The following is a 20,486-nucleotide window of genomic DNA, read 5'->3' on the forward strand; positions in this document are numbered from 1 at the left end:
AGCGACTGCCGGCAGAGCCACTGCCTAGGATGAGCGCATGACGCATGCGCGCACGGTCGACGATCTCCGCTCATCCTTCGACCGGGGGGTCACCAAGCCGCTCGCCTGGCGTCTCGAGCAGCTCCGTGCGCTCCGCCGGATGCTCACGGAGCGCTCCGCGGAGTTCGAGGACGCCCTGCTCTCCGACCTTGCGAAGAACCCGACCGAGTCGCAGATCGCGGAGATCGGTTTCGTCGTCGGCGAGGTCGACCACGCACTGAAGCGCCTTCGCCGCTGGCTGCGTCCGCGGCGCGTGGCCGTGCCGGGTGCGCTGATGCCCGCGCGCGCCTCCACCATCCTGGAGCCGGTCGGCGTCGTGCTGATCGTCGCCCCCTGGAACTACCCGGTGCAGCTGCTGCTCGCGCCGCTGGTCGGCGCCCTCGCCGCAGGCAACGCCGTCGTGCTGAAACCGAGCGAGCTCGCGCCGGCGACCTCCGCCGCGATGGCCCGGCTCGTCCCCGAGTACCTCGACCGGCGAGCGGTCGCCGTGGCCGAGGGCGGCGTGGAGGAGACCACCGACCTGCTCGCGCAGCGCTTCGACCACATCTTCTACACCGGCAACGGACGCGTCGGCCGGATCGTCGCTGCGGCGGCGGTCGAGAACCTCACGCCGGTGACGCTCGAGCTCGGCGGGAAGTCGCCGGTGTACGTGGACGGCACGGCCGACATCGCCGCGGCCGCCCGACGCATCGCCTGGGGCAAGTTCATGAACGCGGGGCAGACCTGCGTCGCGCCGGACTACGTGCTCGCCGAGCGGGCGATCGCGCCGCGGCTGGTGTATGCGCTCCGGGACGCCGTGCGCGAGCTGTACGGCGACGACCCCGCGCAGAGCCCCGACTACGGGCGCATCGTCGACGACCGCCGGTTCGAGAGGCTGACGGGGATGCTGGGCTCGGGCGCGGCCGCGGTCGGCGGCGAGCACGACGCGGCGACCCGGTACCTGGCCCCGACCGTCCTCACGGGCGTGGCGCCGGACTCGCCGGTGATGGCGGAGGAGATCTTCGGTCCGATCCTGCCCGTCCTGCCGGTGGACGGGCTCGACGAGGCCATCCGGTTCATCCGTGCGGGCGACAAGCCGCTCGCGCTGTACGCCTTCACCTCCGATCCTCGCGCGCGCCGCCGCATCCTCACCGAGACGAGCTCCGGCGCTGTCGGGTTCGGAGTCCCCGCCGCGCACCTCGCGGTGGCCGGCCTGCCCTTCGGCGGGGTGGGGGAGAGCGGCGCGGGCGCGTATCACGGGGAGCGCTCGCTGCGGACGTTCAGCCACGAGAAGGCGGTGCTCAGCAAACCGCTCGGACCGGACACCCTGCAACTCGTCTATCCGCCCTACACAGAGGTCAAGGACCGCTTCGCGCGGGGTCTTCTGCGCAGGCTCGGCTGATAGACATGCTGTCGAAAGCCGCTGAGAGTGAGCGACAGGACGTCCAGCGGGGTCCCGGTGCCCGGGGGTAGGCTCGGCCATGCCGGAGGCCACGAACGTCCGGCGGAAGACAGACCTGCCACCGCACAACGAGAGGCAACGGTGCCAACCGTGAACCCGACAGCAACCATGGACGACTCGAAGACCTCACCCATCCCGGTGGTCACCGACGCGGTCGTCGCCGACCCCCTGATCGACGCATCCGAGAACGTCTCCGACGTCCCGACCCCCACCCCGGACGGTCGCCCCACGCGCACCGAGACGGACTCCCTCGGCAGCCGCGAGATCCCCGCCGACGCGTACTGGGGCATCCACACCTCCCGGGCGCTCGAGAACTTCCCGATCGCGAAGCGCCCGATCTCCGTCTACCCGGACCTCGTCGTCGCCCTGGCCAGCGTCAAGCAGGCCGCCGCCCGCGCCAATGTCGAGATCGGCGTGCTGGAGCCGCACAAGGCGGAGCTGATCGACCGCGCCTGCCAGCTGATCATCGACGGCCGCTACCACGACCAGTTCGTGGTCGGCGTCATGCAGGGCGGTGCCGGCACGTCGACGAACATGAACGCCAACGAGGTCATCGCGAACATCGCGCTCGAGCTCGACGGCCACCCGAAGGGCGATTACGCCCACCTGCACCCGATCGACGACGTCAACCGCAGCCAGAGCACCAACGACACCTACCCCACGGCGATCAAGATCGGCCTCACCTTCGCGCTCGCCCACCTGCTCGACGAGCTGGCACTCCTGCGCGACTCGTTCGCGAACAAGGCGGCGGAGTTCCGCAACATCCTCAAGGTCGGTCGCACGCAGCTGCAGGACGCCGTGCCGATGACGCTCGGGCAGGAGTTCCACGGCTTCGCCACGACCCTCACCGAGGACCACGCGCGGCTCACCGAGACCAAGTGGCTGCTCGCGGAGATCAACCTCGGCGCGACGGCGATCGGCACGGGCATCACCGCGGACCCGGGCTACGCCGCCGCGGCCGTCCGCCACCTCAACGCCATCACCGGACTCAATCTGGAGACCGCTCCCGACCTCATCGAGTCGACCAGCGACGCCGGTGCGTTCATGTCGTTCTCCGGCTCCCTCAAGCGCAGCGCGATCAAGCTCTCCAAGATCTGCAACGACCTCCGCCTGCTCTCGTCCGGTCCGCAGGCAGGTCTCGGCGAGATCAACCTCCCTGCGCGCCAGGCGGGCTCCAGCATCATGCCCGGCAAGGTGAACCCGGTCATCCCGGAGGTCGTCAACCAGGTCGCGTTCTCTGTGGCGGGGGCGGATGTGACCGTCACCATGGCGGCGGAGGGCGGCCAGCTGCAGCTCAACGCCTTCGAGCCGGTCATCGCGCACTCCCTGCTGCAGAGCATCACGTGGATGGCGCAGGCCTTCCGCACCCTCCGGATCAACTGCGTCGACGGCATCACCGCCAACGAGGAGCGGCTCGGCGCCATGGTCGGCTCGTCGGTGGGCGTGATCACGGCGCTCACCCCGCACATCGGCTACGCGGCGGCCGCGGCGCTCGCGAAGTCGGCCCTCCTGACCGGCCGCAATGTCGCCGACCTGGTGGTGGAGGCCAAGCTGATGAGCCGGGAAGAGGTGACCCGCCTGCTGTCGCCCGCGCGCCTCAGCGGCCTCGAGGTCATCACCACGGCCATCCCCGTCATCGAAGCGGACGCGATCGCGGAGGCGCGGCAAGAGTCGGAGTGACCTCCGTGGTCCCGCGGTCGCCCGCGGGGCCACGGACCTCACTGGAACGGCGCCCAGTCCTCCAGGTCGTACTCCAGCTCGATGCCGGAGTAGAGGCGGACCCGCCAGACGCGGCTGTCGCCGCCGACGAACTGCCCCCGCACCGTCTCCGCGCACCAGTCGCCGTCGCCCGACCGGCGCCAGCGCACCATCCCCACATGCTCCCGAACGCGCGGAGCGTGCGGTGGGTGGATGACATCATCCTCGGACATCCCAGCCTCCTCACCCGTGACTGCGCGACCATGGTCGGGCGGCGCAGATCGACGCGTCTACCCCTCAATCGGGGGACAGGGTGATGTCTGGATGCGGCGCGCTCAGCGCGAGGGGTGTGCGTCGCCGCCTTCGGCCTCCCGGAACAGGGCGATCATGTCCCGCCCGAGCTGGTGCGGAGCCGTCTCGCACGGGCTGTGCCCGGTGCGGTACACCGCGAGCCGCCCGCCCAGCGCTTCGGCGTTCGCCGCGTGCAGGTGCGTCGGCCAGAGGTCGTGGTCGCCGGTCGCGACCAGCACCGGGATGCCGCTCGCCGCGACCCGGGCGCGCACGTCCGGGACGCGCTTCATGAGGCCGACGATGTCGTCGACGCTCGAGCGGCGGGTGAACGCGAACCGCGACCGCACGAAGGCGAGGCGGCTGTCCGAGACGCGGTTCTTGTTCGTGGTGATGCCCCAGATCATCAGCGACGCGCCCTGCCGGGCGGTGGTCAGCCAGCTGAGCCACCCGATGATCCGCACGCCGCGGAACGCCTGGCCCGGCTCCGGCGGCGCGGTGAGCAGGGTCAGCGACCGGAACAGTTCGGGATGCCGCACCAGCGCCAGCTGGGCGAGGATGCCCGCGAACGAGTAGCCGAGCACGTGCGCCGCACCGCCCTCGCGCAGGAAGGCGACGACGTCGCCGACCAGCAGCTCGTAGGTGTACCGCTCGCCGGGCGGCGGCCCGGCGTCGGCGGACTCGTACTGCCCCGCGAGATCGTAGCTCTGCACGTAGTAGCCGGCGGCGACGAGGATCGGGGCGAGGAGGTAGAAGTCCTCCTTCGAGCCGGTCACGCCCGGGATGAGCACGACGCGCGGGTCGCCCGGGTCGCCGAGCGACGCCACGGCGAGCTCCCCGCTCGGCGCGCGGAACCGCGTGAACACGGTGCCCACCGGCGCGACGGACCAGTCGATGTCGGGCAGGGCGGCGTCGAGGCGCGCAGCCTCGTCGTCCCCACCCGTCACGGGTCGCCGCTCTCCGATCGACATGTGGCTACGCTAGCCCACCGCGGCGACGGCAGGTCTCACGTGACGCGGCAGTACGTGGTGAGGTAGCCGATCCCGCCGATGGACACCGTGACGGTGGAGCGATCGCGCAGGAAGACCGGCGGATTCCGCGAGTATCCGGCACCGCCCGGGCTGCCGGTGGAGATCAGGGTGCCCGGCGGGATGGTCGCCGAACGTGACAGGAACTCGATCAGTTCGGGGACCGACCGGACCATGTCGGCGGTGGACGCATCCTGCAGGATCGCGCCGTCCACGTTGGTCGTGAGCCAGAGGTCCTGCGGGTCGGGGATCTCGTCCGCCGTGACGACGACGGGTCCGGTGGGGGTGAACCCGTCGAACGACTTGCACCGCGACCACTGGGCCTCGGAGAACTGGAGGTCGCGCGCCGTGATGTCGTTGACCACGGTGTAGCCCCAGACGTAGTCCAGTGCATCAGTCACCGGGACGTCGCGGGCGGGCTTGCCGATGATGACGCCGAGCTCCGCCTCGTAGTCCACCTGCGTGGAGAGGTCGGCGGGCCAGACGGTGGTTCCGCCGTGGCCGGCGAGGGAGTTGGGCCACAGGTTGAAGACGGTCGCCGCCTTCTCGCTGCGCAGCTTCAGCTCGGAGGCGTGCGCGGCGTAGTTCGCGCCGATCGCGATCACGTGCGGCGGCCGCAGCACAGCGGACGCGTGGCGCAGCTGGTGGGCGGTGGGCAGCTCGTCTGCCTCCAGCTCCGCCTCGGCGATGATGGCGCGGACCTCGGCGAGCCCCTCGTCGCCGCGCTCGATCAGCTCCTGCAGGTCCCGCGGGGGCTCCGCCATCACCTCGTCCAGGAAGAGCGCCCCGTCTCCGATGACGGCGGCGAGGCGGGGCTTCTGATCGGCGGCGGTGCTGAGGTGCGAGAATCTCACCGATACAGGCTATCGGGATGCGCGGGCGCGGCCGAACGCGGGCGCTCAGGCGTCGCGAAGGCGATGGATCCCCGTTCATGCCCATCTCGCCGGGTCACCCACCGCGTCACGCGACGGCGCCCGGCGCCTCCTGCTCGCGCTCGCGCTCCAGGCGGCGGCGCGTCGTGCGGCGGCGCCAGGGGGACTGGTCGGGCAGGTGCATGCTCAGCGTGGTGTACGCCCAGTGGAGGCGGCGGCCCAGTCCGTGCCAGGTGGCGAAGGGGCGGGCGGAGATGCCCACGGTGAGGCGTTCGTCGTAGCGGACCACCGTCGTGGGGTCGAGATGGAACGACAGGTCGAGGTCGTCGTGGATGTCCGCGCGGTCGCGGTGCACGCGGGGGCGGACGTCCTCCCACACCTCGCGCCGCATGGCGAAGTTGGAGCCGAAGATGGGCGCGTTGCCGAGCCACAGCTCCATCGACCAGAAGTAGCCGCCGATGTAGAGCAGCTGGCCGAGCCCGGCGACGAGTGGGTTGCCGTCGTAGAAGACGCCCCGGCCGGTGACCACACCGACCTCCGGGGCGTCGATCAGTTCCGCCTCGATGTGCAGCAGCCAGTCCTCCGGCGGCCGCGAGTCGGCGTCGAGCCGGGCGATGATGTCGCCGGTGGCGGCGTCGTACCCGGCGGACGCCGCGGGCCAGATGCCGCGAACGGGCTGCTCGATCACGCGGGCGCCGGCGGCGCGGGCGATGTCGGCCGTATCGTCGGTGCTGCCGTTGTCGACCACGACGATCTCGTCGGCCGGGCGGAGCTGCACCGCCAGCGCCGCGAGGCAGCGGGCGAGCATCTCCGCGTCGTCGAGGACGGGGATCACGACGGAGACGGTGGGCACGGTGTGAGCTTACGCGCGGTGGAGCAAAAGGCGGCGCGGAGCGACGCCGCGACCCAAGCGCCGAGGGAGCCTGCGACCGAGGTAACCGAACCCCGAGCTCGCAGAGCCTTCACCCCCGCCACAGGTGCATCCCCGCGTAACTCCGCCAGGGCGCCCACCGCGCCCCGTACGCCTCGAGCGCCCGCGGCTCCGACGGCAGGCCCAGCCGCGCCGCGCCCTGGCGCAGTGCCAGGTCGCCGGTGAGGAGGACGTCGGGGCTGCCGAGCACGCGCAGGGCGATGTAGCCGGCCGTCCACGGTCCGACGCCGGGCAGGGCGAGCAGCCGCGCCTCCAGATCGTCCCGGGATTCGCCGACGTCGATGCGGAGGCTGCCGTCGGCGAGTTTCTCGGCGGCGCCGACGATCGCGTCGACCCTCCGCACCGGTCCGCGCAGCACCTCGCGGCCGTGCTCGGCGATCGCGCTCGCCGTCGGGAACAGCCGGGTGAACCCGCCGACCCCGCCGGATGCCGGAGCGCCGGGCATGGTCAGCGCCACGGGCTCGCCCAGCGCCTCGGTCAGCCGGGTCAGGGCCGTCCGTGCGGCGGCGACCGACACCTGCTGCCCGATGAGGGCGCGGAACACGATCTCCTCCGCATCCACCGCGCCCGGCAGCCGAAGTCCGCGCGTGGCCGCCACGCTGGGCGCGAGGGCGGGGTCGGAGGCGAGCGCAGCGTCGATGGCGTCGGCGTCGGCGTCCAGGTCGAGCAGGCGGCGCACGCGGGCGACGAGTGGCGCCAGGTCGGCCACATCGGCCAGCGCCGCCTCGCACTGCACCGCTGGCGCCTCCGGGCTGCCCGTCGGGGTCAGCCCGACGACCGCGGGTCCGTGCGGCAGCCGCAGTGCGCGCGCGTAGCCCGGTGCGCCGTCCCCGCTCGTCGCCGACTCCACCCCGCCGATGGCCCTGGCCGCCAGGAACGCGATCAGCGACGCGCCGTCGAACGGCGCCCGCGCGGGAAGGCGCAGGCTGATCGAGACCGCTCCGTGCCCGGGATGCGCGGCGACGGCGCTCCCGCGGCGGGCGGACGCCCGGAGCGCCCCGGGCGTGAGCCGATACACCTCCGCGATCGTCTCGTTGAACTGACGCACGCTGTGGAAGCCCGCGGCGAACGCGACGTCGGTGATCGGAAGGTCCGATCCGGTGAGCAGGAGCCGCGCGGTCTGCGCGCGGTGGGCGCGGGCCAGGGCGAGCGGACCGGCGCCCAGTTCCGCCGTCATCACCCGCGTGAGGTGCCGTGTCGTGTACCCGAGGCGGCGGGCCAGCCCGGGCACGCCCTCCCGCTCGACGGTCCCGTCGGCGATGAGCCGCATGGCCCGGGCGGCCAGATCGTCGCGGATGTTCCACTCCGGGGATCCGGGCACGGCGTCCGGCAGGCACCGCTTGCAGGCGCGCAGTCCGGCCTCGTGCGCGGCGGCCGCTGTCAGGTAGAACGACACGTTCCCCGGCTTCGGCGTGACCGCCGGGCAGCTCGGGCGGCAGTAGATGCCGGTGGTGTGCACGCCGGTGACGAACTGCCCGTCGAAGCGCGCATCCCGAGCACTCATCGCCCGGTACCGCTCGGCGAAGACCGGGTCGCCGAGCGGGTCGGCCGACCGTGCGCGCGGGGCTGCCACGCGTCGCGCTGCGGGATGCGAGGCGGGCTTCTCGATGGTGCTCATGCGTCCAGCCTGACACCCGCCGCCGACACCCGATAGCGGAAATCGGACATCACCGCGGAACGCCCTCGCCGCCCGATCGGTAGCCTGGGGGCATGGACGTCCTCGACTGGCTCTCGGCGGCGCTCGGCGAGGAGGCCATCGCCGAGGGCGTGCTCAGCACCGACCCGGCGCTGCTGGATGCGGCCCGCACCGATCGCTCCGGCTGGATCGCGGCCGGCTCCCCGCTCGCCATCGTCTCCGCCCGCACGGTGGAGCACGTGCAGGCGGCGCTTCGCGCGGCGAGCGAGTTCCGCATCCCCGTCGTGCCGCGTGGAGCCGGGACCGGGCTGGCCGGGGGAGCGAACGGCACCGAGGGCTCCCTCGTGCTCGACGTGTCCGGCATGAACCGCATCCTCGAGATCTCGGCGGAGGACCAGCTCGCGGTGGTGGAGCCGGGCGTCGTCAACGGCGACCTGAACGCCGCGCTGGAGCCCTACGGACTGTTCTTCGCACCCGACCCCGCGAGCAAGGCGATCTCGACGGTCGGCGGCAACATCGCCACCAACGCCGGCGGCCTGCTCTGCGCGAAGTACGGGGTGACGCGGGAGGCGGTGCTCGGCCTCACCGTCGTGCTGGCCGACGGGCGCATCGTGCGCACCGGTCACCGCACGGTCAAGGGCGTGACCGGCTACGACCTGACCGCGCTGTTCGTCGGGTCCGAGGGGACTCTCGGCGTGATCGTCGGCGCCACAGTGCGCGTTCAGCCCATCCCGCCCGGCGAGCCGGTGACGCTCGGCGCGCTCTTCCCCGACGTGCGCACCGCCGCGGAGGCCTCGGCGCGCATCACCGCCGCCCGCCTGCGCCCCGCGGTGATGGAGCTGCTCGACGCACCGGCGCTCGAACGCATCTCCGCCTACCTCGGCCGGGAGCGCATCGAGCAGGCGTTCGGCGCGAGCGCCGGTGCGGCCTACCTGCTCGTGCAGTTCGACGGCCCGGCCGCGGCGGCCGACGCCGGGGCGGCGGGCGCGGTGCTCACCGGGACGGGCGGCACCGTCCGGGTGGCGGCGGACGCCGACGAGGGCGAACGGCTGCTCGCACTGCGCCGCGCGTTCCATCCGGCACTGGCCTCGACCGGCGAGGTGCTGATCGAGGATGTGGCCGTGCCGCGCTCCCGCATGCCCGAGATGTTCGCGGCGATCGAGCGGATCTCCGCGCGCTACGGCATCCCGATCCCCACGGTCGCTCACGCCGGAGACGGCAACCTGCATCCGAACTTCGTCTACACCGGCGACGAGGTTCCTGCGGCGGTGTGGGATGCCGCCAACGACCTCTTCCGCACCGCCATCGAACTGGGCGGCACCCTGACCGGGGAGCACGGCGTCGGCGTGCTGAAGCGCCGCTGGCTCGCCGACGAGCTCGGGCCCGACTCGTACGAACTGCAGGTCAAGCTGAAGTCGGTGTTCGACCCGCTCGGCATCCTCAACCCGGGCAAAGTCTTCGGGGCCTGAGGAATTCGGGGCCTGAGGAATTCGGGGCCTGGCGAATTCGGGGCTTAACAGACTCGACCCCCGGTGGTGCGGCGATGCCTGCAGCGCTCCCGGGGGATCGAGTTATGGCCTTAAGGATGCTCCGCCCGGGGCGCGAGCGCAACCCCTGATCGCCGTGCGCGGTCAGCGAACGGCCTTTGACGCGGCCCCCGCGCACCGGTTGGATGGAACGCATGGCAGAGAACACCAACCAGAAGCCCGACGTCGACGCCCCCGAGGGCCCGGCTCCCGAGACGCTCGAGATCGTCGACATCATCGAGGGCACCGGCCCGGAGGCCACCCCCGGCTCCAAGGTCGACGTGCACTACCTCGGCGTCGAGTACGAGACGGGCGAGGAGTTCGACTCGTCGTGGAGCCGCGGCCAGTCGATCAACTTCCCGCTGAACAACCTCATCAAGGGCTGGCAGGACGGCATCCCGGGCATGAAGGTCGGTGGACGCCGTAAGCTCACCGTCCCGCCCGCGCTCGCCTACGGCCCGGCCGGCGGCGGTCACCCGCTCTCGGGCAAGACCCTGATCTTCGTGATCGACCTGCTCGGCGTGAGCTGAGCATCCCCTCGAACCGCGAAGCGCTCCCTCGGCACGGCCGGGGGAGCGCTTCGTCGTCTGCGGTGGGAGCCTCTCAGCGCGGGCCCCTCACAGGCTCGGCGGCTGCATCCGCGTGGGGATGGCGATCCGGTTCCAGATGTTGATCGTCGCGATGGCGAGCAGCAGGTTGGCCAGGCCCGTCTCACCGAACTCGGCGAGGGCCCGGGCGTAGAGCTCGTCGCTCACGCTGTCCTGGTGGATGAGGGTGACCGCCTCGGTCAGTTCCAGCGCGATGCGCTCGCGCTCCGTGAACCACGGCGACTCGCGCCAGGCGGACACGGCGAACACCTTGCGCAGCGGCACACCGCGGCCCTGGAGGTCGACCGAGTGCATGTCGACGCAGTACGTGCAGCCGTTCACCTGGGAGGCGCGCAGTTTGACGAGGTCGCCGAGCGGCTCTTCGAGCGCGCCGCCGACGTAGCCGTCGAGGTTGATGACCTTGCGGTAGCCCTCGGGGGCGAGGGAGGGGATCTGGATGCGTTCTGTCATGGCTTCGACGCTACGGAGCCGAATGGCGCGACGTAAGATCCAATCGGACAGCATCCGATCAGACCAATCCGGGGAGTGTCGTGGATCTTCACGTCGCCATCGAGGGCCGCGGGGACCGCGCCGAACGGATCTACCGTCAGCTCCGCGACGCCGTCCTCGACGGCAGGCTCCGCCGGGGCGAGCGCCTCCCGGCGACGCGCGAGCTAGCGGCGAGCCTCCAGGTCTCGCGCTCCACGGTCTCCACAGCGTACGAGCGGCTCGCCGCCGAGGGGTACCTGGATGCGCGGGTGGGCGCGGGGACGTTCGTCGCCTACACGCCGGCCGAGCGCCCCGCGCAGAGCACCGGCCGCCGGCGGGGAGCCGTCCGGCCGGCGCCGGCCTGGCGTGCGATCGACGACCCGCTCTGGAGCGAGCCACGACCGGTGGCGTACGACTTCCGGATCGGTTCGCCCGATCCGGCGCTGTTCCCCGTGGATGCGTGGCGGAGCATGATGACCGCCGAGCTGCGCGGGCCCGCGCTGCGGACGGCGTCCTACGACGACCCCGCGGGTGTCGCGCGGCTGCGCGAGGGGATCGCGCGCCACCTCGGCGTCGCCCGCTCGGTGGAGGCCGGACCTGCCGATGTCGTTGTCACGAACGGCGCCCAGCAGGCGTTCGACCTCCTCGCGCGGGTGCTCCTGCGCCCCGGCGACACGGTCGCGGTCGAGGACCCGGGCTATCCGCCGGTCCGGCAGGTGTTCGAGATGGCGGGTGCGCGGGTGGTGCCGGTGCCGGTCGACGGCGACGGTCTGCGCGTCGACCTGCTGCCTCCCGCCCGGCTGGTCTACGTGACGCCGTCGCACCAGTTCCCGCTGGGCGGCATCCTGCCCCTGGAGCGCCGCGTCGCCCTGCTGGAGTGGGCCGCCCGCCACGACGCCGTCGTCATCGAGGACGACTACGACAGCGAGTACCGTTTCGGCGCCCGGCCCCTCGACCCGTTGCAGCGGCTGGATGCGGAGGGCCGCGTCGTCTATGTCGGCACGTTCTCCAAGACGATGCTGCCGGCGCTCCGCCTCGGTTTCGTGATCTCGCCGCCCGCCGTCGTGGCCGCACTCCGGCACGCCCGGCGGCTCGCCGACTGGCACAGCGACACCGTGACGCAGCGGGCGATGGCCCGATTCCTGGACTCCGGCGGTTTCGCCCGGCACGTGCGCGCGGCCACCCGCGTCTACGAGGATCGCCACACGCTGCTGGGTCGGGCGGCGGAGCGGCTCGACCCCGGCCTCGTGCCCGTCCCCTCCGCGGCGGGGCTGCATCTCGCGCTGCTGCAGCGCGACGCGGACGCGCATTTCGACGCCGCGCGCGTCGCCGAGCGGGCGGCGGTGGCGGGCGTCGACGTGCAGCCGGTATCCCGTTTCCGGACCGGCGCGGGTCCCGATGGTCTGCTGCTCGGCTTCGGCAGCATCCCGGCCGCTCAGATCCCGGATGGGCTGCGCACCCTCTCGGAGGCGATCGCGCGCGAGGAGGCCGGCAGCGGCCGACCGGTGGAATGATCGGAGTATGACCGCGCCCGACGCCACCGCGCCCGGTACCGACGCGCCCGGTGCCACCGCGCCCGGTGCCACCGCGCCCGGTGCCACCGCGCCCAAGCGCAGGGGTCGACCGGCCGACGTGGACCCCGAGCGCGTCGCCCTCCTCGCGCTGCGGCACTTCGCCGAGCACGGCTACGAGGAGACGACGATGGACGACATCGCCGCCGTCGCCGGGATCGGCCGGAGGACGCTCTTCCGCTACTTCCCGAGCAAACCGGCGCTCGTCTGGGGCGGCGTCGAGCCGGTGGTCGGCCGGATGCACGCCGTGCTGGACGCGCCGCCGGACGGACGCGCCGTGGCCGACGTGCTGGCGGAGGCCGTCACCGCGGCCCTCACGCTGCCGCCGGAGGCGGAGGAGGCGACCCGGCGGCGGCTGGCCCTGATGGGCACGCATCCCGCGCTCGTCGGCTTCGGCGTCACCGCGATGGGGGCCGACCGCGACCTGCTGGTCGGCTTCCTCTCCACTCGGCTCGGAGCGGATGCGCAGGAGCTCCGGGTGCAGGTGCTCGCCGACGCGCTCAGCGCCGCGATCTTCTCGGCCCTGGTGTGGTGGGCGAGCCATGACGACGGGCCGCCGGCCCCGGTCGTCGTCGCCGCTCTGACGGACCTGCTGCGCGGGCTCTGAGGCTCCACCGGCGCGCCGTGGGCCGCCTCTCGCCGCCGGGGGTGCGGGCGAGTAGCGTGTGGCCATGCCGATCGAAGACGCGTTCCCGCACGGCACTCCCATCTGGGTCGACCTGCAGAGCCCGGATCACGCCGCCGCCGCCCACTATTACCGCGAGCTGTTCGGCTGGGAGGTGGGACCGTTCCTGCCGGAGACCGGCAACTTCGCCCTCGCCCAGAGCCGCGGTGTCGCGGTCGCGGCGATCGGCCCGCTGCCGAGCGCCGACGCCTCCGCCGCCTGGACCGCGTACTTCTCCGTGGACGACCTGCAGGCGGCCGCGGATGCGGCGCGCGCCGCGGGCGGCTCGGTGCTGCTGGAGCCCGGCGAAGCGGTCCCCGGCGTGTGGCTCGCCATCGTGGCGGATCCCGCCGGTGCGGTCTTCGGCCTGTGGCAGCGGATGGAGCGGAACGCGCCGTGGCTGCGCGACGAGCCGGGCGCGGTCGACTGGCTCGAGCTGGTGGCGCCGGACCCGGAGTCGACGTTCGAGTTCTACGAGTCCGTGCTCGGGATCGCGGTGAGCGAGATGCGCGTCGGCGAGCAGCCGTACGGGCTGTTCGACGTGGGGGAGACGAGCGTGGCCGGCGCGTACACCTCCGACGGCACCGAGCCCGCCCACTGGCTCGTCTATTTCAACGTCGCCGACCTGGACGCGGGTGTCGTGCGCGCCACGGAGCTCGGGGGCACCCTGAGGACCGAGCCGCTGTCCGCCCCGGGTGTCGGCCGGTGGGCCGAGATCGTCGACCCGCACGGCGCCGTCTTCGCCCTGCTCGAACCGGAGCCCGAACCGCTCTGAGCGCCCGCTCCGCGGCCGTCCGCGCGGACGGTTCCGCGTGGTGCTTCTGGTAGACTCTTCCAGTTGCCGTCTAACGGCCGCGGATCAAGAGAGCCCAGGCATACGGCCCCGGGCACCGCGCAACGAGCAGAAAGGGGATCCCTCTATGGCGCTGGATGCAGACACCAAGAAGGCGATCATCGAAGAGTACGCTACCCACCCCGGTGACACCGGATCCCCCGAGGTCCAGGTCGCGATCCTGACCAAGCGGATCAAGGATCTCACCGAGCACCTCAAGGAGCACAAGCACGACCACCACTCGCGTCGTGGCCTGCTTCTGCTGGTCGGCCAGCGTCGCCGTCTGCTGGGTTACCTGGCGGACATCGACATCAGCCGTTACCGCTCGCTCATCGAGCGTCTCGGGCTGCGCCGATAAAAGGCGTGCGTCGATAACTTCGATCGACACCGCGAACTTCTTCAGAACGGGCCGTCACCTTAGGGTGGCGGCCCGTTCTGTGTCTCCGGGGTTCGTCACGGACCACGCGATGTGCTGTATACCGCCGGACCCTCCTCGTGGGCGACCATGTCCGCGTGAGGACCGCCGCCCGGGCGGACCACCGAGAGGAAAGGCAGCACCATGGCAGCGGAGAGGAATCTCGTCCTGGTGGTCGGCGCGTACACGGACTCCACGTTGGCGGAGAGCGACTACGCCGCGCTCAAGTCCGGAGAGGACGTCGGCGACTACAAAGTGGACGGTGCGGTCGTGATGATTCGCGACGCCGACGGCAAGGTCACTGTGACCGAGCACGACACGGGCAAGGTGGGTCGCGGTGCGGGGATCGGGGCGGGCGCCGGCATCGTCGTCGGCCTGTTCGCGCCTCCGCTGCTGCTCGCCACCGCGCTCGGTGCGGGGATCGGAGCCGGCATCGGGGCGCTGCAGAAGCGGCACGACGAGAAGAAGCTCGGCGTCGACCTCGACGAGTACCTGCCGCCCGGATCGTCGGCGGTCGTCGCCGTCGTGGACGACACATGGGCGGACAAGGTCGAGGAGGCGCTGGTGAAGGCGGACAAGCGCATCGCCAAGGCCATCGACGAGGACGACTACAAGAAGCTTCAGGAGGCGATCGCGAAGTCGGAAGAAGAAGTGTCCAAAGCCGCGGACTCGTAGGCCCTGGATGCGGAGGCGCCGAGCCAGGGAGCCGCGGAGCTACGGAGGCGCGGCGGCGGCGAACCGGGCGGGGCAGGGCCGCCCCGGTCTAGGACTCGGCGCCCCCGGGCTGCCGGTCGGCCCTCTGCAGGGCGACCGCACGGTCGATCAGCGTCGCGGCCACGAGCCCCGCAGCGACCAGCGCGATCCCGATCGTGACGCCGACCAGGCCGATCACGGGGGAGGCGAGCGGCAGCAGGAGGATGAGCGCGATCGAGATCGCGGTCTTCAGCGGCCGGATGACGACCTCCGGCACCAGCGGTGCGTGCAGCACGTAGAGCATGAACAGGAAGACCGCCACGGGCACCGCGATCATGTACTCCACCGTCGTGTTCGCCGCGGCTTCGTGCGCGGCGCCCTCCTGCACCGCCACCTCCAGCCCCGCTCCCAGTGCGGCCAGCGACGCGAACACGAAGTAGTGCCCGTACCCCCAGTAGAACGACCGGCCGCGCCGCGAGCGGAGCCCTTCGGCGGCCGGCTCCAGGAAGTACAGCCACCACAGTGCGAACAGCAGCACCAGGCCGGCGACGGCGATCCACACAAGCGCGGCGGAGACGCCGGACCGGGCGAGCGCGCTCTGCACGCCCACGGCCGACGCGGAGACCGATTCGCCCAGGACGATGATCGTGAACAGGCCGTACCGCTCGGCGATGTGGTGCGGATGCCAGCTCGTCATCCCCGGACGCTCGGCCCACAGCGGAACCAGCAGCTCCAGCGTCGCACCCACCACGAACAGGTACACCGCGACGTGCGGCGGCAGGAAACCGTAGGCGACCCACAGCACCTGCACGGCCGAGACGCCGATCGCGTAGCGCAGCGCGGTCTTACGCCCGGCCGGGTACTCCACGGCCGCACGCAGCCACTGGCCGACCAGAGCGAACCGCATGATCAGGTAGCCGACGATGATGGCCGTGAAGCTCCCTCCGGAGAAGGCGGCGGGCACTCCCGCGGCGAGCACGAGCACCCCGCCCATCTGCACGAGCGTCATCACCCGGTAGAGCACGTCGTCGGTGTCGTAGGCCGAAGCGAACCAGGTGAAGTTCATCCAGGCCCACCAGATCGCGAAGAACACCTGCAGGTAGAGCGGCAGCCTCGCCAGCAGGTCGCCGCTCTCGCCCGCGTGGGCGAGCTGGCCGGCCACCTGCGCGATGGCCACGACGAACGTCAGGTCGAAGAGCAGCTCCAGGGGGCTCGAGACCCTGTGCTGCTCGTCGGTGGAGCGTCCGGTCATCGGGATGCGGAACGCGCTGGTCATGTGCGCCAGCATAGGAGGATGCGCCGCCGTGCCGTGCTCCCCGTCCTCACCGCCGTGTACCTCGCAGTGGTGGCGTGGATCACGCTGAACCCGACACCCGGGGACCCGGAGGGGAACCCGCTGCTGCGCGCGGTGCTGCGCGCGGTCTCCGGCCTGCCCGGCCTGCGCTGGGTGGACGCCGATGTCGCCGAGTTCACCGCCAACATCCTGCTGTTCGTCCCGATGGGCCTGCTGTTCACGCTCCTCCTCGGCGCCTGGCGGTGGTGGCTCGCTCTCGCGATCGGCGTTGCAGCGACGCTGGTCATCGAGTTCGTCCAGCTCTTCCTGCCCGAACGGGTGAGCGACCCGCGCGACCTGCTCGCCAACACGCTGGGTACCGCGATCGGCGTCGCCTTCTGCGCACTGGCGACTCGCGGGCGACGGTCGTCGTAGGGTGTCGGCGTGGAGACCCTGATCAAGCAGCGGCCGGATGCGCCCGCGCGGTTCTTCGAGGCGGAGGCGGCAGGGCTCCGCTGGCTCGCCGAGCCCGAGCGCGACGGGGGAGCGCGCGTCGTCCGGGTCGCGGACGCCGGGCCGGGCCGCATCGAGCTGGAACGGATCAGCGAGAGCCGGCCGACGGCCGATGCGGCGCGGGCGTTCGGAGCGGCGCTCGCCGTGACCCACGCGGCGGGAGCCGACGCCTTCGGCGCGCCGCCGGACGGCTGGGACGGTCCGCTGTTCATCGGCCGGCGCCCGCTGCCGGTCGCCCGGGAGACGACATGGGGTCGGTTCTACGTCCGTGACCGGGTCGCGCCGTACCTCGACATCGCGGTGGAGGCGGGAACGGTGACCTCGGCGCAGCTGCCGGTGATCCGCGAGGCGCTCGACCGGGTCGCGGCCGGCGAGTTCGACGACGACGAGCCCCCGGCGCGCATCCACGGCGACCTGTGGACCGGCAACGTGCTGTGGGATGCGCGGGGTGCGGTGCTGATCGATCCGGCCGCCCACGGCGGCCACCGGGAGACCGACCTCGCGATGCTCGACCTCTTCGGCGCGCCGTTCCTCGACGAGATCGTGGCGGGCTACGATGCGACCCGACCGCTGCGCACCGGCTGGCGGGAGCGCATCCCGCTGCATCAGCTGCACCCGCTGGCCGTGCACGCGGCCGGACACGGTCCGTCCTACGGACGGGCGCTCGCGGACGCCGCTCGCGCGACGCTGGCGCTCTGACCTGCCGGCCCTTCCCCGGCCCCGGCACCGCTCCGCATCCACCCACTGCACGGGCCCGACTGATAGGATGCTGGTGGTCGGCCGAGCGCCGTCCATCCAACTCAATACCGAGAAGGAACCCGGAGCAGGCTGGCAGGAGCTGGTCCTCGGTGGTGGTATCCGGATGCGGTGGCAGCGAGAGCGGCCCGCAACCGTGTATTTCTACTGATGGCCAGACGGGCTCAGCCCACGCGACCCGCATGGGATGCCGCGTACACACGACGTGTCGAACTGCCTGTTCCTGCTCCTTGAATGACAGTCGCGTCCACACGGGACAGCGACGTTAAACAAAGGAGAAAGACCTCTTGGAAGGTCCTGAAATCAAATTCGCCGAAGCCGTTCTCGACAACGGCCGCTTCGGCACCCGCACGGTCCGGTTCGAGACCGGACGCCTCGCCCAGCAGGCACAGGGCGCCGTCGCCGCCTACCTCGACGAGGAGACCATGCTGCTGAGCGCCACCAGCGCCAGCAAGCACCCGAAGGACAACTTCGACTTCTTCCCGCTGACCGTCGACGTCGAGGAGCGCTCGTACGCCGCCGGCAAGATCCCCGGCTCGTTCTTCCGTCGCGAGGGCCGCCCCTCCACCGAGGCGATCCTGGTCTGCCGTCTGATCGACCGGCCGCTGCGCCCCTCGTTCGTCGAGGGCCTCCGCAACGAGGTGCAGATCGTCATCACCGTCCTGAGCATCGCCCCGGACGAGTTCTACGACGCTCTGGCCATCAACGCGGCCAGCGCCTCCACGCAGATCTCCGGTCTGCCGTTCTCCGGCCCGATCGCCGGTGTGCGCCTCGCGCTCATCCCCGGCAACGGCACCCACGAGGACCAGTGGATCGCGTTCCCGAAGGCCTCGCAGCTCGAGGAGGCCGTGTTCGACCTCGTCGTCGCGGGCCGCGTGCTCACCAACGAGGACGGCTCGGAGGGCGACGTCGCGATCATGATGGTCGAGGCCGAGGCCACCGAGAACAGCTGGAACCTGATCCAGGGTGGAGCGGTCAAGCCGAACGAGGACATCGTCGCGCAGGGCCTGGAGGCGGCGAAGCCGTTCATCCGCCAGCTCGTCGGCGCGCAGAACGTCATCGCCGAGCAGGCCGCCAAGGCGATCGCCGACTACCCGGTGTTCCTGCCCTACTCGCAGGAGACCTACGACAACGTCGCGGGCCTCGCCTACGACGAGCTCGTGAACGTCTACCAGATCGCCGACAAGATCGAGCGCCAGAACGCCGACGACGCCCTCAAGGAGCGCGTCAAGGTCGCCCTGACCGAGAAGGTCGAGGCCGGCGTGCTCGACCCCGAGGTGCTGACGCAGTTCTCCGCCGCCTACAAGTCGGTCTCGAAGGTCGTCATGCGCGGCCGCGTGCTGCGCGAGGGCATCCGCATCGACGGCCGCGGGCTCACGGACATCCGTCCGCTCGACGCCGAGGTGCAGGTCATCCCGCGCGTCCACGGTTCGGCCATCTTCCAGCGCGGCGAGACCCAGATCCTGGGCGTCACCACGCTGAACATGCTCAAGATGGAGCAGCAGATCGACTCGCTGTCGCCCGTCACGAAGAAGCGCTACCTGCACCACTACAACTTCCCGCCCTACTCGACCGGTGAGACCGGCCGCGTCGGGTCGCCGAAGCGTCGCGAGATCGGGCACGGCTACCTCGCCGAGCGCGCCCTCGTGCCGGTGCTGCCCAGCCGCGACGAGTTCCCCTACGCGATCCGCCAGGTGTCCGAGGCTCTCGGCTCCAACGGCTCGACGTCGATGGGCTCCGTCTGCGCCTCCACCCTGTCGCTGCTGAACGCCGGTGTGCCGCTGCGCGCCCCGGTCGCCGGCATCGCCATGGGCCTGATCTCCGACGTCGTCGACGGTGAGACCCGCTACGCGGCGCTCACCGACATCCTGGGCGCCGAGGACGCGCTGGGCGACATGGACTTCAAGGTCGCCGGCACGAGCGAGTTCGTCACCGCGATCCAGCTCGACACCAAGCTCGACGGCATCCCGTCGTCGGTGCTGGCCGGCGCGCTGAAGCAGGCGAAGGACGCGCGCACCACCATCCTGAGCGTGCTCAACGCCGCGATCGACCGTCCGGACGAGATGGCCCCGACCGCGCCCCGCGTGATCTCGGTCCAGATCCCGGTCGACAAGATCGGCGAGCTGATCGGCCCGAAGGGCAAGACGATCAACGCGATCCAGGACGAGACCGGCGCCGAGATCTCCATCGAGGAGGACGGCACCGTCTACATCGGCGCCACCGACGGCCCGTCGGCCGAGGCGGCCCGTGCCCAGGTGAACGCGATCGCGAACCCCACCAACCCGGAGGTCGGCGAGCAGTTCCTCGGAACCGTCGTCAAGATCGCCGCGTTCGGTGCGTTCGTCTCGCTGCTCCCGGGCAAGGACGGCCTGCTGCACATCTCGGAGGTCCGCAAGCTCGCCGGTGGCAAGCGCGTGGAGAACGTCGAGGACGTGCTCGGTGTCGGCCAGAAGATCCTGGTGGAGATCACCAAGATCGACGACCGCGGAAAGCTGTCGCTCGCCCCGGTGATCGCCGACGAGTCCGCCGAGGCCCCCGCCCCCGCGGCCGAGACCCCGGTCGAGGCCCCTGCCGAGGCGTAACCCCTCTGCACACGAAGGCCGCGCCGACTGCTGTCGGCGCGGCCTTCTGCGTTTCCCGTCAGGCGTCTCGGGTGAGGAGGGGGCGCAGGCGGTAGGGGATGAGCTCGCCCATGTCGAGGGATGTCTCGGCGCGGTCGACGCCGTCGGTGGACTGGATGATGCCGGTGATCCGGAAGAGGTCCTCGGCGTCGACGCAGACCACCCGCAGCAGCAGGTCCGACGGGCCCGAGAGGCCGTGCGCCTGCACGATCTCCGGGATCGCGGCCAGCGACTCCACCACGGCGGCCAGCCGTTGCTGCTGCACGTGCACGTTGACGAACGCCGCCAGCGGGTACCCGGCGACACGTGCCGAGATCCGCCGTTCGAACGAGAGGAACGCACCGCTGCGCTCCAGCTCGGCGACCCGCGCCTGCACGGTGTTGCGGCTGAGGCCGAGCCGGTCGGCGAGGGAGACGTTGGTCGATCGCGGGTCGTCCGCGAGCGCCAGGAGGATGCGGCGGTCGGTGCTGTCGAAGCTGCGCATAGTGTGAAAGCTAGCAGTCGCCGCGTGCGCTGCATAGAGCACCCTGCACGGTCGACACGCCGATGGTTGTGCGGGCTGACCGCACAGCGTAGCCTTCCCACTAATTCCGGCAAGGAGGCCGGAAGCCGG

20 protein-coding genes are annotated in these 20,486 nt (G+C 71.6%); 12 read left to right on the forward strand and 8 right to left on the reverse strand.

Annotated elements, in window-relative coordinates:
* Window positions 1-37 precede the first annotated feature (37 nt).
* Both ACR9Y5_RS07090 and ACR9Y5_RS07095 read left to right on the forward strand, forming a co-directional pair.
* Complete coding sequence (locus tag ACR9Y5_RS07090) at window positions 38-1,420, forward strand: aldehyde dehydrogenase family protein (RefSeq protein WP_481297306.1); 1,383 nt, start codon at window positions 38-40, stop codon at window positions 1,418-1,420.
* A 168-nt stretch (window positions 1,421-1,588) separates the two neighbouring features.
* On the forward strand, window positions 1,589-3,160 hold the full coding sequence (locus ACR9Y5_RS07095) for an aspartate ammonia-lyase (RefSeq protein ID WP_481299530.1): 1,572 nt from the start codon (window positions 1,589-1,591) through the stop codon (window positions 3,158-3,160).
* Window positions 3,161-3,198: 38 nt separating this feature from the next.
* Here the strand turns inward: ACR9Y5_RS07095 and ACR9Y5_RS07100 are convergent, their stop codons facing one another.
* From ACR9Y5_RS07100 to ACR9Y5_RS07120, 5 genes are all read right to left on the reverse strand, one after another.
* Window positions 3,199-3,411 carry a hypothetical protein gene (locus tag ACR9Y5_RS07100; protein WP_481297307.1) on the reverse strand — a complete coding sequence of 71 codons (213 nt, stop codon included), beginning with the start codon at window positions 3,409-3,411 and terminating at the stop codon, window positions 3,199-3,201.
* A 102-nt stretch (window positions 3,412-3,513) separates the two neighbouring features.
* Window positions 3,514-4,437, reverse strand: a complete 924-nt coding sequence (locus ACR9Y5_RS07105; RefSeq protein ID WP_481297308.1) for an alpha/beta fold hydrolase — start codon at window positions 4,435-4,437, stop codon at window positions 3,514-3,516.
* A 35-nt stretch (window positions 4,438-4,472) separates the two neighbouring features.
* Window positions 4,473-5,348, reverse strand: coding sequence for a fumarylacetoacetate hydrolase family protein (locus tag ACR9Y5_RS07110; RefSeq protein WP_481297309.1), 876 nt, complete (start codon window positions 5,346-5,348; stop codon window positions 4,473-4,475).
* 106 nt (window positions 5,349-5,454) lie between these two features.
* Complete coding sequence (locus ACR9Y5_RS07115) at window positions 5,455-6,219, reverse strand: glycosyltransferase family 2 protein (RefSeq protein WP_481297310.1); 765 nt, start codon at window positions 6,217-6,219, stop codon at window positions 5,455-5,457.
* Window positions 6,220-6,328: 109 nt separating this feature from the next.
* Window positions 6,329-7,801 (reverse strand): DNA-3-methyladenine glycosylase 2 family protein, encoded by a 1,473-nt coding sequence (locus tag ACR9Y5_RS07120; RefSeq protein ID WP_481299531.1) that lies wholly within the window; start codon window positions 7,799-7,801, stop codon window positions 6,329-6,331.
* Between the two features lie 206 nt (window positions 7,802-8,007).
* On the opposite strand from ACR9Y5_RS07120, the gene ACR9Y5_RS07125 reads away from it, so the two are divergent.
* Together ACR9Y5_RS07125 and ACR9Y5_RS07130 are read left to right on the forward strand one after the other, a co-directional pair.
* Complete coding sequence (locus ACR9Y5_RS07125; protein ID WP_481297311.1) at window positions 8,008-9,402, forward strand: FAD-binding oxidoreductase; 1,395 nt, start codon at window positions 8,008-8,010, stop codon at window positions 9,400-9,402.
* Between the two features lie 212 nt (window positions 9,403-9,614).
* Window positions 9,615-9,989, forward strand: a complete 375-nt coding sequence (locus ACR9Y5_RS07130; RefSeq protein ID WP_481297312.1) for an FKBP-type peptidyl-prolyl cis-trans isomerase — start codon at window positions 9,615-9,617, stop codon at window positions 9,987-9,989.
* Between the two features lie 87 nt (window positions 9,990-10,076).
* On the opposite strand, the gene ACR9Y5_RS07135 is transcribed toward ACR9Y5_RS07130, so the two are convergent.
* Window positions 10,077-10,517, reverse strand: coding sequence for a carboxymuconolactone decarboxylase family protein (locus ACR9Y5_RS07135; RefSeq protein WP_481297313.1), 441 nt, complete (start codon window positions 10,515-10,517; stop codon window positions 10,077-10,079).
* An 80-nt stretch (window positions 10,518-10,597) separates the two neighbouring features.
* On the opposite strand from ACR9Y5_RS07135, the gene pdxR reads away from it, so the two are divergent.
* From pdxR to ACR9Y5_RS07160, 5 genes are all read left to right on the forward strand, one after another.
* Complete coding sequence (gene pdxR, locus ACR9Y5_RS07140; protein WP_481297314.1) at window positions 10,598-12,049, forward strand: MocR-like pyridoxine biosynthesis transcription factor PdxR; 1,452 nt, start codon at window positions 10,598-10,600, stop codon at window positions 12,047-12,049.
* A 7-nt stretch (window positions 12,050-12,056) separates the two neighbouring features.
* Window positions 12,057-12,713: a TetR family transcriptional regulator gene (locus tag ACR9Y5_RS07145; protein WP_481297315.1), complete on the forward strand. Its 657-nt coding sequence runs from the start codon at window positions 12,057-12,059 to the stop codon at window positions 12,711-12,713.
* Between the two features lie 64 nt (window positions 12,714-12,777).
* A complete protein-coding gene (locus ACR9Y5_RS07150; RefSeq protein ID WP_481297316.1) occupies window positions 12,778-13,545 on the forward strand; it encodes a VOC family protein in 768 nt (255 codons plus the stop codon).
* 145 nt (window positions 13,546-13,690) lie between these two features.
* Window positions 13,691-13,960 (forward strand): 30S ribosomal protein S15, encoded by a 270-nt coding sequence (rpsO, locus tag ACR9Y5_RS07155; protein WP_090036365.1) that lies wholly within the window; start codon window positions 13,691-13,693, stop codon window positions 13,958-13,960.
* Between the two features lie 201 nt (window positions 13,961-14,161).
* A complete protein-coding gene (locus ACR9Y5_RS07160) occupies window positions 14,162-14,692 on the forward strand; it encodes a DUF1269 domain-containing protein (RefSeq protein WP_481297317.1) in 531 nt (176 codons plus the stop codon).
* 88 nt (window positions 14,693-14,780) lie between these two features.
* Here the strand turns inward: ACR9Y5_RS07160 and ACR9Y5_RS07165 are convergent, their stop codons facing one another.
* Window positions 14,781-15,986, reverse strand: a complete 1,206-nt coding sequence (locus ACR9Y5_RS07165; protein ID WP_481297318.1) for a low temperature requirement protein A — start codon at window positions 15,984-15,986, stop codon at window positions 14,781-14,783.
* An 18-nt stretch (window positions 15,987-16,004) separates the two neighbouring features.
* Here ACR9Y5_RS07165 and ACR9Y5_RS07170 point away from each other — a divergent pair, with 18 nt between their 5' ends.
* The 3 genes from ACR9Y5_RS07170 (at window position 16,005) to ACR9Y5_RS07180 (ending at window position 19,834) form a co-directional block, all read left to right on the forward strand.
* Window positions 16,005-16,418: a VanZ family protein gene (locus tag ACR9Y5_RS07170; protein ID WP_481297319.1), complete on the forward strand. Its 414-nt coding sequence runs from the start codon at window positions 16,005-16,007 to the stop codon at window positions 16,416-16,418.
* An 18-nt stretch (window positions 16,419-16,436) separates the two neighbouring features.
* The gene (locus ACR9Y5_RS07175; protein WP_481299532.1) at window positions 16,437-17,195 is read left to right on the forward strand and encodes a fructosamine kinase family protein; all 759 of its coding nucleotides are present in this window, start codon (window positions 16,437-16,439) and stop codon (window positions 17,193-17,195) included.
* Window positions 17,196-17,539: 344 nt separating this feature from the next.
* A complete protein-coding gene (locus ACR9Y5_RS07180) occupies window positions 17,540-19,834 on the forward strand; it encodes a polyribonucleotide nucleotidyltransferase (protein WP_481297320.1) in 2,295 nt (764 codons plus the stop codon).
* Window positions 19,835-19,892: 58 nt separating this feature from the next.
* Here the strand turns inward: ACR9Y5_RS07180 and ACR9Y5_RS07185 are convergent, their stop codons facing one another.
* Window positions 19,893-20,357 (reverse strand): Lrp/AsnC family transcriptional regulator, encoded by a 465-nt coding sequence (locus tag ACR9Y5_RS07185; RefSeq protein WP_481297321.1) that lies wholly within the window; start codon window positions 20,355-20,357, stop codon window positions 19,893-19,895.
* Window positions 20,358-20,486: the final 129 nt, after the last annotated feature.

It is taken from the genome of Leifsonia sp. KNZ13-11D (assembly GCF_056754895.1).

Bases quoted from the DNA above. Each gene is read 5' to 3' on its own strand.
- ACR9Y5_RS07090 (WP_481297306.1), top strand. From the start codon at position 38: ATGACGCATGCGCGCACGGTCGACGATCTCCGCTCATCCTTCGACCGG.
- ACR9Y5_RS07095 (WP_481299530.1), top strand. From the start codon at position 1,589: ATGGACGACTCGAAGACCTCACCCATCCCGGTGGTCACCGACGCGGTC.
- ACR9Y5_RS07100 (WP_481297307.1), bottom strand. From the start codon at position 3,411: ATGTCCGAGGATGATGTCATCCACCCACCGCACGCTCCGCGCGTTCGG.
- ACR9Y5_RS07105 (WP_481297308.1), bottom strand. From the start codon at position 4,437: ATGTCGATCGGAGAGCGGCGACCCGTGACGGGTGGGGACGACGAGGCT.
- ACR9Y5_RS07120 (WP_481299531.1), bottom strand. From the start codon at position 7,801: ATGAGTGCTCGGGATGCGCGCTTCGACGGGCAGTTCGTCACCGGCGTG.
- ACR9Y5_RS07125 (WP_481297311.1), top strand. From the start codon at position 8,008: ATGGACGTCCTCGACTGGCTCTCGGCGGCGCTCGGCGAGGAGGCCATC.
- ACR9Y5_RS07130 (WP_481297312.1), top strand. From the start codon at position 9,615: ATGGCAGAGAACACCAACCAGAAGCCCGACGTCGACGCCCCCGAGGGC.
- ACR9Y5_RS07135 (WP_481297313.1), bottom strand. From the start codon at position 10,517: ATGACAGAACGCATCCAGATCCCCTCCCTCGCCCCCGAGGGCTACCGC.
- ACR9Y5_RS07145 (WP_481297315.1), top strand. From the start codon at position 12,057: ATGACCGCGCCCGACGCCACCGCGCCCGGTACCGACGCGCCCGGTGCC.
- ACR9Y5_RS07150 (WP_481297316.1), top strand. From the start codon at position 12,778: ATGCCGATCGAAGACGCGTTCCCGCACGGCACTCCCATCTGGGTCGAC.
- rpsO (WP_090036365.1), top strand. From the start codon at position 13,691: ATGGCGCTGGATGCAGACACCAAGAAGGCGATCATCGAAGAGTACGCT.
- ACR9Y5_RS07160 (WP_481297317.1), top strand. From the start codon at position 14,162: ATGGCAGCGGAGAGGAATCTCGTCCTGGTGGTCGGCGCGTACACGGAC.
- ACR9Y5_RS07165 (WP_481297318.1), bottom strand. From the start codon at position 15,986: ATGACCAGCGCGTTCCGCATCCCGATGACCGGACGCTCCACCGACGAG.
- ACR9Y5_RS07170 (WP_481297319.1), top strand. From the start codon at position 16,005: ATGCGCCGCCGTGCCGTGCTCCCCGTCCTCACCGCCGTGTACCTCGCA.
- ACR9Y5_RS07185 (WP_481297321.1), bottom strand. From the start codon at position 20,357: ATGCGCAGCTTCGACAGCACCGACCGCCGCATCCTCCTGGCGCTCGCG.